Raw genomic sequence first — 14,359 nt, 5'->3', positions numbered from 1 at the left:
CACATGCCAGAGCAGACTTTCATCGTCAACGGCGAGCGGGTCACGGTCGACGTCGAGGACGACGTACGACTCCTGTGGGTGCTGCGCGACCGCCTCGGGATCACCGGCCCGAAGTACGGCTGCGGGATCAACGTGTGCAAGGCGTGCACGTCCCACATCAACGGCAAGGCGTTCAACCCGTGCGCCGTCCCGGTGGGCAAGCTCGGTGCCGACGACGAGATCACGACCATCGAGGGCCTGCCCGACCAGGTCGAGCCCTCGCAGCGCGGTGACCACGACCTCCACCCGATGCAGGAGGCGTGGCTCGACCAGGACGTGGCGCAGTGCGGCTACTGCCAGCCGGGCCAGATCATGGCCGCGGTGGCGCTGGTCAACAAGGTCAGCCGCGAGGGCGGCACCATCACCGATGCCGACCTCGACACGATCCGCAACATCTGCCGGTGCGGCACCTACACGCGGATCCGCAAGGCGATCGTGGACGGCGCGGCCCGGATGTGAGCCCGTGGCCCTGAGCCGCCCCGGCCGCCCGCGGACGTCGGTGCGGCCGTGGGCGCCCGCGGCCGTAGACTGCGGACCGTGCCTCAGCCGATGAGCAAGCGGAAGGGCGGCGACGGCCGTCTGACCATGGCGATCGACCCCCAGGACCAGGGCCCGCAGGATGCGTGCGGAGTCTTCGGCGTGTGGGCTCCCGGGGAGGACGTCGCCAAGCTGACCTACTTCGGGCTGTACGCCCTGCAGCACCGCGGCCAGGAGTCCGCCGGCATCGCGGTGAGCAACGGGCGCCAGATCCTGGTCTACAAGGACATGGGCCTGGTCTCGCAGGTCTTCGACGAGTCGACGCTCGAGTCGCTCAAGGGCCACATCGCGATCGGCCACTCCCGCTACTCCACGACCGGCGCCAGCACCTGGCAGAACGCGCAGCCGACCTTCCGACCCACCGTCGACGGGTCCATCGCGCTCGGCCACAACGGCAACCTGATCAACACCCACGAGCTCTCGGAAATGGTGCGCGACCTCCCGGACCCCGACGGGGAGCTGCCGCTGCAGGCCCGCGACGTGGAGACCTCCACCAACGACACCGGCCTCGTCACCGCGCTCATGGCGCACCACCCCGACACGTCGCTCGAGCAGCGCGCGCTCGAGGTGCTGCCGCTGCTGCGTGGCGCCTTCTGCTTCGTCTGGATGAACGAGGGCACCCTCTACGCCGCACGCGACCCGCAGGGCATCCGCCCCCTGGTGCTCGGTCGTCTCGACCGCGGATGGGTGGTCGCCAGCGAGGATGCGGCGCTCGCCACCATCGGCGCCAGTCGGGTCCGCGAGGTCGAGCCCGGCGAGATGGTCGTCATCGACGAGAACGGCCTGCGCTCCCACACCTTCGCCGAGCCGGACCGCAAGGGCTGCGTGTTCGAGTACGTCTACCTCGCCCGGCCCGACGCCACGATCGGTGGCCGCAGCGTCCACGAGTCGCGCGTCGAGATGGGTCGCCAGCTCGCCCGCGAGTTCCCGGTCGAGGCCGACCTCGTGATCCCGGTGCCGGAGTCGGGCACCCCGGCCGCGGCCGGATATGCCGAGGAGTCCGGGATCCCGTTCGGCCAGGGGTTCGTCAAGAACGCCTACGTCGGGCGTACGTTCATCCAGCCCAGCCAGACGCTCCGTCAGCTCGGCATCCGGCTCAAGCTCAACGCCCTCGAGCACATGATCCGCGGCAAGCGGATCGTCGTGGTCGACGACTCGATCGTGCGCGGCAACACCCAGCGCGCCCAGGTGCGGATGCTGCGGGAGGCGGGGGCCCTGGAGGTCCACGTACGGATCTCGAGCCCGCCGGTGAAGTGGCCGTGCTTCTACGGCATCGACTTCGCCACCCGCGCCGAGCTGATCGCCAACGGCCTCACGCCCGAGGAGATCGCCGCCAGCGTCGGCGCCGACACCCTCGGCTACATCTCGCTCGACGGGATGATCGACTCGACCAAGCAGGCGAGCGACTCGCTGTGCACGGCCTGCTTCACCGGCCAGTACCCGGTGGAGCTGCCCGACGAGAGCCTGCTCGGCAAGCACCTGCTCGAGGCGACGCTGCAGTCGCCGACGATGGGTCGCGCGCTGCCGGTCCTCAACAATCCCTGATCGCCCCGTCGCCAGCCGTCGCCACCCGAGGAGAGACGTGACCGAGTCGCCCACTGCCCCGTCCGAGGGGGCCTACGCCGCCGCCGGTGTCTCGATCGAGGCGGCCGACCGCGCGATCGACCTGATGAAGGGGTGGGTCGAGAAGGCCCGCCGCCCCGAGATGATCGGCGGCCTCGGCGGGTTCGCCGGCCTCTTCGACGCGACGGCGCTCACCCGCTACGAGCGCCCGCTCCTGGCCACCTCCACCGACGGCGTCGGCACCAAGGTCGCCATCGCCCAGCTGATGGACGTGCACGACACGATCGGCTTCGACCTGGTCGGCATGGTCGTCGACGACCTCGTGGTCTGCGGCGCCGAGCCACTCTTCATGACCGACTACATCGCCTGCGGCCGCGTCGTCCCCGAGCGCATCGCGGCGATCGTCAAGGGCATCGCCGAGGCGTGCGTCGTCGCTGGCTGCGCCCTGATCGGCGGCGAGACCGCCGAGCACCCCGGGCTGCTCGACCCCGACGACTACGACGTGGCGGGCGCGACGACCGGTGTCGTCGAGGCCAGCAAGCTGCTCGGCCCCGGCCGGGTGCGCCCGGGCGACGTCGTGATCGCGATGGAGGCCAGCGGCCTGCACTCCAACGGCTACTCCCTCGTGCGCCACGTGCTCCTCGGCTCTCCCGACCAGGGCGGAGCGGGCTGGACCGTGGACCGCCACATGGACGACTTCGGCCGTACGCTCGGCGAGGAGCTGCTCGAGCCGACCCGCATCTACGCCAAGGCCTGCCTCGACCTCGCCGACCGCACCGAGACGCACGCGATGTCGCACGTGACCGGCGGTGGCCTCGCTGCCAACCTCGAGCGGGTGCTCCCCGAGGAGCTGTCGGTCCGCATCGACCGCTCGACGTGGACGCCGCAGCCGGTCTTCGACGTCGTACGACGGGTGGGCGAGGTGTCGCAGGCCGACCTCGAGGCCACCCTCAACTGTGGCGTCGGCATGGTGTCGCTCACCGCGCCCGAGTCGGTCGACACCGCCATCGCCCTCCTGGGCGGTCACGGCATCAGGGCGTGGGTCGCCGGTGAGGCGCGGATGGACCGCGAGTCCGGCGGTCGGGTGGTCCTGGAGGGCCAGCACCCGGGCTGGTGAGCCCGAATTCGCCGAGAGCGGACGAAAAACGGGGCCTTGGTGTGCGGGAACAGCCATCGCTCAGGTAGCGTTGACCCCACGATATGTGACCGATCAGACCGGGCGCGTCGAGGATGTCCTCGAGGGCCCCGGCCAAGTGTGCGAGGGGGTCGACCCTATGGGGCGCGGCCGAGCGAAGGCGAAGCAGACCAAGGTCGCACGCGACCTGAAGTACCGGACTCACGAGACGGACTTCGGCGCGTTGGCGAATGAGCTGCACGGCAATGACAATTCACATCCCCGGCCGACCGAGGTCGAGCCGGACGAGGACGAGTGGTCGAGCTATGCCGACCCTCGTCGTCGCGCAGACTGACTGACACACCGACTTGACGCTTGTGCTCACCCGCACGGCGTCGAGTTGACGCGTGCGTGCACCACCACGGTGCCGAGCTGACGCTTGTGCACGTGACCGTCGTGCCGAGTTGACGCTTGTGTGCACCACCACTGTGCCGAGTTGACGCTCATGCACGTCGCCGTGGTGCCGAGTTGACGCGTGCGTGCGCGGCCACGGTGCCGAGTTGACGCTTGTCCGCATGGAGCGTGCGCACAAGCGTCAGCTCGGCCGGTCGTGGGTGCGTGCAAGCGTCAGCTCGGCCGGTCGTGGGTGCGCACATGCGTCAGCTCGACGGGTCCTGGGTGCGTGCAAGCGTCAGCTCGGCGGGTCCTGCGTGCGCACAAGCGTCAGCTCGGCGGGTCCTCCGTGCGCACAAGCGTCAGCTCAGCGGAGGTGGATGCCGCGCAGGCGGCCGACCTCGCGCATCCGACGCTCGGCCAGCCGGTCGGCGGCGGCCGCGGTGGTGACCCCGTCGGCCCGAGCGAGCTCGAAGACCGTGCGGGTCGTATCGAAGATGCCGGTGGCGCGCTGCTGGGCGCGCTCGAAGGAGAAGCCCTCGAGCTCGTCGGCGACCTGGATCACGCCGCCCGAGTTCACGCAGTAGTCGGGCGCGTAGAGGATGCCGCGCTCCTCGACCTGCTTCTCGACCCCGGGGTGGGCGAGCTGGTTGTTGGCTGCTCCGCAGATGATCTTCGCGCTGAGCACCTGGACCACCTGGTCGGTGATCGCTCCGCCCATCGCGCAGGGGGCGTAGACGTCGAGCTCGCTCGCGACCAGCTCCTCGGTCGAGCCGACGGCGCTGACCTGCGGGTAGGCCTCGCGGATCGCCGTGACGGAGGGCGCGTGCACGTCGGTGACGACCACGCGCGCGCCGTCCTCGATCAGGTGGCGCACGAGGTGCCGGCCGACCTTGCCCACGCCGGCCACGCCGACGGTGCGTCCGGCGAGGGTGGGCTCGCCCCACAGCTGCTCGGCGGCGGCGCGCATCCCCTGGAAGACGCCGTACGCCGTCAGCACCGAGCTGTCGCCCGCGCCGCCGTGCGCGACGGTGCGGCCGGTGACGAAGTCGCACTCGCGGGCGATGTGGTCCATGTCCACGGAGGAGGTGCCGACGTCGCAGGCGGTGAAGTAGCGGCCGTTGAGCGACTGGACGAACCGGCCGTAGGCGCGCAGCAGTGACTCGGTCTTCAGCTCGGCCGGGTCGCCGATGATGACGGCCTTGCCGCCACCGAGGTCGAGACCGGCGAGCGCGTTCTTGTAGGACATCCCGCGCGAGAGGTTGAGAGCGTCGACGATCGCGTCGTCCGTGGTCGCGTAGGGGTAGAACCGCGTCCCGCCGAGGCCCGGGCCCAGTGCCGTGGAGTGGAGGGCGATGATGGCCCGGAGGCCGGTCGCGCGGTCGTTGCAGAACACGACCTGCTCGTGCTCGGCGCCGAGCTCGAAGACGTCGACTCCTGAGCTGGCCAGTTCTGACTGGGTGAGGGGTCCAGACATGCTGTGGTCCTTTGCTGGTGGGCGCGGCCGCGGGGTGTGCGGACCTGGTCAGATCGGTCGAGGGGTGGTGACCGACTTCACGTCCAGACTATCGCCGCCGGGCGGGCCGGACCGCATCACCACCAGGTCGCCGTGGGTGCCGTAGCCGAGCAGCGGCTCGCTCACCGTGGTGCCGTTGAAGCTCGCCATCAGCCACCTCCCGTCGACCTGCGCGAGTGACGGCCAGGGCAGGTTGGTCGGGTAGGGCGCGTCGAGCTGCCCGACCTCCGCCATCTCGAGGTCGAAGACCGGGAACCGCGCCCGCAGGCTCCGCGGTGACTCCCTCCCGTCGCTGGCGAGCACGACCATGCGGCCGTCCACCTCGAGCAGCGTGGTGCCCTCGGTGGCGCTCCGGTCGGTGGCCGCTCCCAGCAGGCGCAGGTCGTCCAGCGAGGCGCCGCCGGCCAGCGCCGGGTGGAAGTCGAAGAAGCGCCGGGCGCTCACGAAGCCGACCAGCCAGGCTCCGTCGCGCCTGACGAGGTGGGGGTCCCAGGTGGCGATCGAGTCGAGGCCGTCGGTGGGCAGGGGCAGCTCGCGGGTGTCGAGGACGTGGCTGCCGCGGAGCAGGTCGACGTCCGTCTCGGCGAGGGTGACCCGCAACCCCGACGGCGTACGACGTCCCGCGCGCGTGGTCGGGGTCTCGAAGTCGCCCCACGTGCTGGTCGCCACCGCCCACCCGTCGGCCGTGCGGACCAGGTGCGTGGCGTGGTCGCCGAAGACCCCCGGCCGGTCCGGACGGCGGAAGAACAGGTCGGCCGTGTGCTGCACGTCGAGGGTGGTCGGGTCAAGGCGCCACACGCTGGTGTGGGCGGTGTCGAAGAAGCCCGGCCCGGCGGACGTCGCGGTCAGCCACAGCGCGTCCCAGTCGCGCAGCGGTCGCCCGTCCTCCTCGCTGACGAAGCGGACGTCGCGCAGGCCCAGCTGCCCGAAGCCGCCGGCGGCGCCGCCCCAGGTCGGCAGCTCCACGCGGAGGTCGGCCAGGGCCGTCTCGTCGCGGACGTCGAGCTGGTCGCGCAGGTCGAAGCGCGCCCGGGCGACCCACCGCCCCTGCTCGCGGGTCCAGGCGGTGAGGTGGGAGCCGGTCAGGGTCAGCCCCAGCTCGGTCGGGTCCTCCGCCCGGTGGAACCGCCGGCTCCGCACCTCCCGCGTCCCGTGCCCGCGCGTGACGGTCAGAGAGACCGAACCGTCGTCGATCGACGCGCCGAGCCGGTGGTCCGCGAGGTGCAGCGCCAGCCAGCCGCGCTCCCGCACGGGCGCGACGGCCGTGACGTACGGCGCGACGGCGGGCATGGGCACGATCCCGCCCGACGAGGTGTCGACCCGGAGAGACCCCGGCGCGAGCAGGTCGATCGGACGCAGTCGTCGTACGACCTCGAGGCGGGGGAGCACGTGCCCATCCTCCCCGACCACCCACCCGGGCCATGCGCCGTGGTCCCCACGGGCCATCGCGTCGATTTCGTTCCGCCACGCACCGTCAACCGTTGTCCGGTCGTTCACCTGCGACGGCGGCGCCGTTCGGCCACGGACCCAACACTGACGACGCGCACCAGCCGACAGCGAGCTCTCGTCGGGGCGCGGCCACCGTCAGCACGTCTCGGGCCCGTTTCGAAAGTCAGCCGTGACCACACTCCCTGTCCAGGGCTCCGTCGTGCCCTCGGACCGACCGACCCCGCGTCGGTTGTCCCGCAAGGCCACCGGCGGCGACCGCGTCTTCGAGATCGGCGCCCGCGCCGTGGGTGCGACCGTCCTGGTGATCACCGGCGGCATCGGGGCCTTCCTCGCCTGGCAGTCGGTGCCGACCCTGTCGCGCTACGGGTGGGGGTTCTTCACCGAGAGCGCCTGGCAGCCCGAGGCCGACGTCCTCGGGATCGGAGCGGTCCTCGTCGGGACCGTCTCGATCGCCGGCGTCGCGATGTTCTTCGCCTTTCCACTGGCCCTGCTCACCGCGCTCTACATCAGCGAGTACGCGCCTGCGGGGGTCAGGCCGACCCTCGTCTCGCTCGTCGACCTGATGGCTGCCGTCCCGTCGATCATCTACGGGATGTGGGGCTACTTCCTCGTCATGCCCCACGCGGCCGCGTTCAGCCTGTGGCTCCACCAGCACCTGGGCTGGATCCCCCTCTTCTCGGTCGAGGCCGACCCGAACGCCGCTGTCTGGGACCAGACGCGCTACATCGGGAGCGCCTTCTGCGCCGGCATCGCCGTGGCGATGATGGTCCTGCCGATGTCGTGCGCGGTGATGCGACAGGTCTTCTCCCAGACCCCGCCCGGTGAGAAGGAGGCCGCGCTCGCGCTCGGCGCCACGCGCTGGGGCATGATCCGCTCGGTCGTGCTGCCGTTCGGCCGGGGCGGCATCATCGGCGGGACGATGCTGGGCCTGGGGCGCGCGCTCGGCGAGACCATCGCGGTCCTCCTGATCATCTCGCCGGACTTCGTCGTCAAGCCGCGGATCCTCGAGGTCGGCACCAACTCGGTGAGCGCACTCATCGCCGGCCGCTTCGGGGACGCGAGCGCCGCCCAGCTCTCCGCGCTCCTGACGGCCGGCTTCGTGCTCTTCCTCATCACGCTCGTGGTCAACACGCTCGCCGCGGTCATCGTGTCGCGCAGCCGCTCCGGCGCCGGGACGGATGCATGAGCACCCCCACGAGCACGACGCAGGAACGGGTGAAGGTGGCCACCCACCTGCCGCACCGCGCCCTGGACGCGCCCCCGCCGGTCCCGCGCCCCGGCCTCGGCAGGCCCACCGCCGAGGAGCAGTTCACGACCGTCGGCGCGTGGGTGAGTGCCTTCGCGCTGGCCTGGGTGATCACCCAGCGGCTCCTGCCGCTCGGCGGGGTCGCGTGGCTGCTCGTCGTCTGGTTCGTGCTCGGCCTGCTCATGAGCGCGGTGACCACCTCGCTCACCGGTCGTCGGGTCGACGTGATCGACCGCGTCGTGAGCGGCATCGTCACCTCGGGCGCAGTGGTGGTGGGGGCGGCCCTGGTCAGCGCCGTGGTCTTCGTGGTGTTCCGCGGGTGGGAGCCGCTCATGCACCTCAACTTCTTCGTCGACGACATGTCCGGCGTCGGTCCGCGGGACCCGTTCGACCGCGGCGGCATCGGCCACGCGATCCTCGGCTCGGCCATCCAGCTGGGCATCGCGGTCGCCGTGACCCTGCCCCTCGGCATCGGCACGGCGGTCTTCATGACCGAGGTCGGTGGGCGCTTCGGGGTCGTCGTACGCACGATCGTGGAGGCGATGACGGCGCTGCCCTCGATCGTCGCCGGCCTGTTCGTCTACACCGTCCTGATCGTCGCGTTCGGGTTCCCGCGGTCCGGCTTCGCCGCGGCGATGGCGCTGTCGGTGATGATGCTGCCGATCATCGCCCGCGCGGCCGACGTCGTCCTGCGCGTCGTCCCCGGCGGCCTGCGCGAGGCCAGCCTGGCGCTGGGCGCCAGCCGCTGGCGCACGGTGTGGCACGTCGTGCTGCCGACGGCACGTCCGGGACTGGCGACCGCGCTGATCCTCGGTGTCGCCCGCGGCGTCGGGGAGACCTCGCCGGTGCTGCTCACCTCCGGCGTCGCGACCTTCTACGTCACCAACCCCACCGACGGGGTCATGAACTCGCTGCCCCTCTACATCTTCAAGGGCGCCCGCAGCCCCGAGGCGATGGACATCGAGCGCGCGTTCGCGGCCGCGACGGTGCTGCTCGTCCTCGTGCTGGTCCTCTTCGTGATCGCCCGCCTCGTCGCCCGCCCGGCGCGCGCACGCCCACCCCGGCGTACGCCCCGCGCGAAGCCCGTCCCCTCCCAGGAGTCCTGATGAATCACCCCACGAAGCTCTCGGCCTCCCACGCTGCGCCCCTCCGTCCGACCACTGCGCGGGGACCCCGACTGATGCTCACCCGCCCCCTCCGCCTCGCCACCGCCTGCCTCGCGCTGGCGTTGCTGTCCCTGCCGGGACTCGCCGCGGCGGCCCAGGCCGAGGAGTCGCAGCCCGGTGGACTCGGCAACGCCGCCCCGCGCGCGGCGTACGCCCAGATCGAGGGGTCCGGCTCCACCTGGTCCGAGGTGATCGTGCAGCAGTGGATCTCCGACGTCGACGCGCTCGGCATGAAGGTGACCTACAACGGCGGCGGTTCGTCGCAGGGCCGCAAGAACTTCGCCCAGAACGTCACCGACTTCGGCATCTCCGAGATCCCCTACCCGGGCGTCGACGAGTTCGGCAACGCCGACAACAGCAACGGCCGCGAGTTCGCCTACCTCCCGATCGTCGCGGGCGGCACCGCCTTCACCTACCAGCTCAAGATCGGTGACGAGCTGGTGCGCAACCTGCGCCTGTCGGGGGAGACCCTGACCCGGATCTTCACCGGCGAGATCACCGACTGGTCCGACCCGGCGATCACCGAGGACAACAACGGCCGCGCCTTCCCCAAGCTCGCGATCACCCCGGTGGTGCGGTCCGACGGCTCCGGCACGACCGCCCAGCTGACGACCTGGATGGACGCGGAGTACCCCGACGTCTGGCGTCCCTTCTTCGGCAGGAGCGGCTACACCTCCTACTACCCGCGCAAGGGCCGGATGCTGGCCCAGTCGGGGTCCGACCAGGTGATGAACACGATCTCCGGCTTCGCCGGCAACGGCACGATCGGCTACGTCGAGTACGCCTACCCGCTCAACAAGGACTACCCCGTCGTCAAGGTCCTCAACGACGGCGGCTTCTACGTCGAGCCGACCCAGTACAACGTGGCCGTCGCCCTGACGAAGGCCAGGATCAACGAGGACACGACCTCACCGCTCTACCTCACCCAGATCCTCGACGGCGTCTACAACGCCACCGACCCGCGGGCCTACCCGCTGTCGTCCTACAGCTACATGGTCATCCCGACCGGCGCCGACGACCAGCGGATGAGCACCGCGAAGCGGCAGACCCTCGGGGACTTCATGTACTACTCGTTGTGCGAGGGCCAGGCCAAGGCCGGCCCCTACGGCTACTCGCCGCTGCCGCTCAACCTCGTGCAGGCGGGATTCACCCAGCTGGCCAAGCTGAAGACGGCCGATCCCGCCGTCGACATCGAGAACCGTGACGCGACCCGGTGCAACAACCCCACCTTCGTGGCGGGCAACCTCAAGCAGAACAAGCTCGCCCAGATCGCGCCGCAGCCTGCTGCCTGCGACAAGGAGGGCGAGGGCCCGTGCGGTACGTCGACGGGCACCGGCGAGCCGTCGACGGACGAGGACCAGCCGGGCGACCCCTCCGCCGAGGGTGCCGCGACGGGCAACGACAAGGGCACCGACGGCGGCAACGGCACCGGCAACTCGAGCGGTACGGACCCGAGCGCCGGTGCCGGCGGGGGTGGTGGTGGCGGCGGTGGCGGCGGCGACCCCGCCGCGACCGAGGTCGACCCGATCACCGGGGAGGTGGTGGCGGCTGCCGGGAGCACGAGTGCGAGCACCGGGACCACGACCGACCCCCTCTACGCCACCCCCACCGAGCTGTCCGCCGACCGCCCCATGGACGGCCGGGCCTTCGGGGCGCTGGCCACCCTCGAGCTGCTCGCGCTGATCCTGGTGCCGGGCGTGCTCCTCGCCCGAGGCGTACGACGTCGGGGCGCGGGCCGATGAGGGCCCGGATCGTCACGATCGCCCTCGCCGCGATCGCCGTCAGCCTCCCCGCAGTCGGGGGCGTGGCCACGGCAGCGCCAGACGCCACCGACCCGGCGTACAGCCAGACCAGGCACCTCGACCGGTCGATCAACGTGCAGGGCCAGGACATCGAGATCGACTCGCGCGACATGACGGTGACGGTCGACCGCACCACGCAGCTGCGCGGGCGCGAGCGGGTCAACATCTCGTGGACCGGCGCGCACGCGACCGGCGGCCGTGCGTCGAGCCCCTTCGGCGAGCAGGGGCTCCTCCAGGAGTACCCCGTCGTGATCCTGCAGTGCCGCGGCCTGGACGACCCCAGCCTGCCGCTGGACCAGCAGCTGTCCCCGGAGACGTGCTGGACGTCGTCGCGCGCCCAGCGCACGCAGGTCGTCGACGACAGCGAAGCGGCCTGGCGCCACGACAAGCACGCCACCGAGGAGCAGCGGGCGCAGAAGTACGGCCTCGCCGAGATCCCCGCCGAGTGCAACGACGTGGCCAACTTCTCCACGCACATCACGCCGTTCCGTGCCGCCAACGGCACCCTCTACGCCAGCTGCACCTCCGAGACCATGGCCCCGGAGGCGGCGATCGGCGCGGCCTTCCCGCCTGCGGAGCAGGCAGCCTTCAGCGACATCGAGGGCAACGGGCACACCAAGTTCGAGGTGCGCTCCGACGTCGAGAACGAGTCGCTCGGCTGCTCGGACACGGTGGCCTGCTCGATCGTGGTCATCCCGATCGAGGGGATCAGCTGCCTCGACGAGGACCCGGCCTGCAACCGCGGCGGCCAGTTCGAGGCCGGGGCGAGCAACTTCGCCAACCAGGGCGTCGACCTCACGGCCTCCCCGGTGCTGTGGTGGTCCGCCTCCAACTGGCGCAACCGGTTCTCCGTCCCCATCACCTTCGGCCTGCCGCCGGATGCCTGCACGGTGCTGGACTCGCGGGCCCCGACCGGCTTCTACGGCTCCGAGCTGATGTCCCAGGCGTCGCTGCAGTGGTCGCCCAGCTACTGCCTCGACAAGGACCGCTTCAAGTTCCAGCACAACAAGATGGCCGATGCGGCCGGCTTCACGCTGGCGGAGAACGGTGGCGCCGCGGCGGCCTTCGTGTCCGGCCCCCACGACGTCAAGGGCACCGACCCGATGGCGTACGCGCCGACCGCCGTCACGGGCTTCTCCATCGGCTACGTCATCGACCGCCCGGGCAACGCCGGTGAGTACACCGACCTCAAGCTCAACGCCCGGCTGCTCGCCAAGCTGATGACGCAGTCCTACCTGGGCAGCGAGCTCGGCCGTGGCCACCCCGGGATGTCGGCCAACCCGGTCTCCCTCAACGTCGACCCCGAGTTCGTGGAGCTCAACCCGGGACTGGACACCATCAGCCGCGAGGCAGCGGCGACGCTGCTGTCGCTGTCGGAGTCCAGCGACGTCATCGAAGCCCTCACCTCCTACATCGCGCAGGACAGGGCGGCGCAGGCGTTCGTCGACGGCAAGGCCGACCCCTGGGGGATGCGGGTCAATCCCAGCTACGAGAAGATCACGCTGCCCACCTCCGAGTGGCCGTTGCTCGACGACTTCGTGCCGGTCACCGCGGACGAGTGCCGCCAGCAGAACCCGGCGCCCTACTTCACCCAGCTCGCGGCCCCCGTCACCTCGCTCCGCAAGATCGCGGAGGCGATCCTCGACGCCTGGCCCAACGTCCAGACCAAGTGCGACCGCGCCACCATCACCGAACCATGGAAGATCGGTCGCATCGACCGCCAGGGTGTCGGCACCCGCTTCATGCTCGGCGTGGTCAGCATGGGCGACGCGCGGCGGCTCGGCCTCGACGAGGCGAGCCTGGCCACGCGGGGCACGTTCGTCGGCCCCACCGAGGCGGCGATCACCCGCGCGCTCAGGCTCGCCGAGCCCAGCGAGGACGGCGACCAGCCCTTCGAGCTCGACGTGGCCGAGCTGGTGAAGGCCGACGCCTATCCCGGCGCGATGATCGTCTACACCGCGGCTCGTACGGCGAACCTCCCGCAGGCCGACGCCGACAAGGTCGCGCAGTTCATCGAGGTGGCCACCTCCGAGGGCCAGAAGGCCGGCTACGGCAACGGCGAGCTGCCGCCGGGCTACGTCCCGCTGAAGAAGACCGGCGTCACCGCGCCCCTGTGGAAGCAGGCCCAGGCCGTCGCCACGGCGATCGCGGAGCAGAAGGGTGCCACCGGCACGGGGGACGGTGACGGGACAGGCCAGGGAGAGGGCGACGGGACCGGCGGCGGCACCGGCGGGAACGGCGGTGGGGACGACCTCGGCCCGGGCAGCGTGACCTCGGTCGGCGGTGCCGGTGAGCAGCCGACGCCCGACGACGGCAGCGGCACGGGCAAGGACAAGGACAAGGGCAAGGAGAAGAGCCAGGACAAGGGCCAGGACAGGGCCGACGCGGGCGACGAGCTCGTGGCGATGCCGCCCACGACCGCGGTGGCGTCCCCGGTCGCCGAGCGGATCCTGCCCCTCCTGCTTCTGATCACGCTGATCAGTGCCGTCGCAGCCAACCTGGTCCGGCTGCGCCACCTGCGCAGGAGGCGGGCATGACGATGACGACCCAGCGGCCCGCACCCGACAGCTCTGCACCATCCGCGGCGGACCCAGCTCCGGCCGGGCGGGCCACGCCGCCCCCGGGGACCCCCTCGCCCCAGGCGCCGGCGACGGGTGACGTGTGGTCGGTGATCTCGACGACCTCGCTCATGCTCTGCCTGGTCGCGGGCTGGATGGTCGCCCAGATGCTCTACCTCGGTGGTGTCTCCCAGGACCGCGCCCAGGACGCGCTCTACACGCAGTTCCGCGGCGACCTCGCCGCCGCAACGGCGCCGCTCGGCCCGGTGACCGAGGTCGGCGAGCCCGTCGCGACCCTCTCGATCCCACACATCGGCGTGGAGCAGGTCGTCGTCGAGGGCACCGCCTCGGGTGACCTCCTCGTCGGTCCCGGACACCTCCGCAACACCGTCCTGCCCGGCCAGCTCGGCACGTCCGCCGTCTTCGGCCGCGCGAGCACCTACGGCGCGCCCTTCGCGCGGATCGGCGAGCTGGTGCGCGGTGACCAGATCAACGTCACGACGGCCCAGGGGTCGGTGCGCTTCAGCGTCCTCGGCGTCCGTCGTGCCGGTGACCCGCTCCCGCAGCCACGTCCTGAGTCCGCGGCCCGGCTCGTCCTGGTGAGCGGGGAGGCCAGCGGCGCCCGGTTGCCCTCGATCTCCCCGGGCCGGGTCGTCTACGTCGACGCCGAGGCGGACGAGGCGTTCGACACCCCCGCGGGCCTGCCCCGCGTGGTCCCTGATCCGGAGCTGGCGATGGGCACGGAGGCAGGAGCGGTGCTGCCGCTGCTGACCCTGTGCCTGGGCCTGCTCCTGGCGCTGACCTTCGGGGTCATCGCCGCCCGGCAGCGGTTCGGAGCCGCCCTGGTGTGGGTGGTGACGACCCCGGTCGTGATCGCCGTCGCCTGGCTCACGACCGACGTGGTCATGCGCCTGCTGCCCAACCTGATGTAACCGAAGCGACCTGCACCATCCATCACGGAACCATCCAAGAAAAG

11 protein-coding genes are annotated in these 14,359 nt (G+C 71.4%); 9 read left to right on the top strand and 2 right to left on the bottom strand.

Annotated elements, in window-relative coordinates:
• Positions 1-3 precede the first annotated feature (3 nt).
• The 4 genes from BM127_RS03845 (at position 4) to BM127_RS03830 (ending at position 3,608) form a co-directional block, all read left to right on the top strand.
• Positions 4-498: a (2Fe-2S)-binding protein gene (locus BM127_RS03845; protein ID WP_091194543.1), complete on the top strand. Its 495-nt coding sequence runs from the start codon at positions 4-6 to the stop codon at positions 496-498.
• 90 nt (positions 499-588) lie between these two features.
• Positions 589-2,121 carry an amidophosphoribosyltransferase gene (gene purF / locus BM127_RS03840; RefSeq protein WP_091194540.1) on the top strand — a complete coding sequence of 511 codons (1,533 nt, stop codon included), beginning with the start codon at positions 589-591 and terminating at the stop codon, positions 2,119-2,121.
• Positions 2,122-2,158: 37 nt separating this feature from the next.
• Positions 2,159-3,256 (top strand): phosphoribosylformylglycinamidine cyclo-ligase, encoded by a 1,098-nt coding sequence (purM, locus tag BM127_RS03835; protein ID WP_091194538.1) that lies wholly within the window; start codon positions 2,159-2,161, stop codon positions 3,254-3,256.
• A gap of 157 nt (positions 3,257-3,413) precedes the next feature.
• Positions 3,414-3,608 carry a DUF3073 domain-containing protein gene (locus BM127_RS03830; RefSeq protein ID WP_091195445.1) on the top strand — a complete coding sequence of 65 codons (195 nt, stop codon included), beginning with the start codon at positions 3,414-3,416 and terminating at the stop codon, positions 3,606-3,608.
• A 405-nt stretch (positions 3,609-4,013) separates the two neighbouring features.
• On the opposite strand, the gene BM127_RS03825 is transcribed toward BM127_RS03830, so the two are convergent.
• Together BM127_RS03825 and BM127_RS03820 are read right to left on the bottom strand one after the other, a co-directional pair.
• Entirely contained in the window at positions 4,014-5,123 is a 1,110-nt protein-coding gene (locus tag BM127_RS03825; RefSeq protein WP_091194535.1) for a Glu/Leu/Phe/Val family dehydrogenase, read from the bottom strand.
• Between the two features lie 48 nt (positions 5,124-5,171).
• Positions 5,172-6,551: a hypothetical protein gene (locus BM127_RS03820; RefSeq protein ID WP_231263090.1), complete on the bottom strand. Its 1,380-nt coding sequence runs from the start codon at positions 6,549-6,551 to the stop codon at positions 5,172-5,174.
• Positions 6,552-6,780: 229 nt separating this feature from the next.
• On the opposite strand from BM127_RS03820, the gene pstC reads away from it, so the two are divergent.
• The 5 genes from pstC to BM127_RS03795 are packed head-to-tail and all read left to right on the top strand — an operon-like array spanning position 6,781 to position 14,315.
• Positions 6,781-7,797: a phosphate ABC transporter permease subunit PstC gene (gene pstC, locus BM127_RS03815; RefSeq protein ID WP_231263091.1), complete on the top strand. Its 1,017-nt coding sequence runs from the start codon at positions 6,781-6,783 to the stop codon at positions 7,795-7,797.
• Entirely contained in the window at positions 7,794-8,963 is a 1,170-nt protein-coding gene (pstA, locus tag BM127_RS03810; protein WP_091194529.1) for a phosphate ABC transporter permease PstA, read from the top strand. The genes pstC and pstA overlap by 4 nt, the downstream gene beginning before the upstream one ends.
• Positions 8,963-10,765 (top strand): substrate-binding domain-containing protein, encoded by a 1,803-nt coding sequence (locus tag BM127_RS03805; protein ID WP_231263092.1) that lies wholly within the window; start codon positions 8,963-8,965, stop codon positions 10,763-10,765. The genes pstA and BM127_RS03805 overlap by 1 nt, the downstream gene beginning before the upstream one ends.
• Positions 10,762-13,362, top strand: coding sequence for a hypothetical protein (locus tag BM127_RS03800; RefSeq protein ID WP_091194527.1), 2,601 nt, complete (start codon positions 10,762-10,764; stop codon positions 13,360-13,362). The genes BM127_RS03805 and BM127_RS03800 overlap by 4 nt, the downstream gene beginning before the upstream one ends.
• Positions 13,359-14,315, top strand: coding sequence for a sortase (locus tag BM127_RS03795; RefSeq protein ID WP_091194524.1), 957 nt, complete (start codon positions 13,359-13,361; stop codon positions 14,313-14,315). Before BM127_RS03800 ends, BM127_RS03795 begins: the two co-directional genes overlap by 4 nt.
• Positions 14,316-14,359 lie beyond the last annotated feature (44 nt).

This window comes from Nocardioides alpinus (assembly GCF_900112035.1).
In the GTDB taxonomy this organism is placed as follows: Bacteria; Actinomycetota; Actinomycetes; order Propionibacteriales; family Nocardioidaceae; genus Nocardioides; species Nocardioides alpinus.
Note: the sequence above shows the minus strand (reverse complement) of the source record. Positions and strands in the feature narration are given on the sequence as shown.

Coding starts and splice junctions, on each gene's coding strand:
- BM127_RS03845 (WP_091194543.1), top strand. CDS start 4: ATGCCAGAGCAGACTTTCATCGTCAACGGCGAGCGGGTCACGGTCGAC.
- purF (WP_091194540.1), top strand. CDS start 589: ATGAGCAAGCGGAAGGGCGGCGACGGCCGTCTGACCATGGCGATCGAC.
- BM127_RS03830 (WP_091195445.1), top strand. CDS start 3,414: ATGGGGCGCGGCCGAGCGAAGGCGAAGCAGACCAAGGTCGCACGCGAC.
- BM127_RS03825 (WP_091194535.1), bottom strand. CDS start 5,123: ATGTCTGGACCCCTCACCCAGTCAGAACTGGCCAGCTCAGGAGTCGAC.
- pstA (WP_091194529.1), top strand. CDS start 7,794: ATGAGCACCCCCACGAGCACGACGCAGGAACGGGTGAAGGTGGCCACC.
- BM127_RS03805 (WP_231263092.1), top strand. CDS start 8,963: ATGAATCACCCCACGAAGCTCTCGGCCTCCCACGCTGCGCCCCTCCGT.
- BM127_RS03800 (WP_091194527.1), top strand. CDS start 10,762: ATGAGGGCCCGGATCGTCACGATCGCCCTCGCCGCGATCGCCGTCAGC.
- BM127_RS03795 (WP_091194524.1), top strand. CDS start 13,359: ATGACGATGACGACCCAGCGGCCCGCACCCGACAGCTCTGCACCATCC.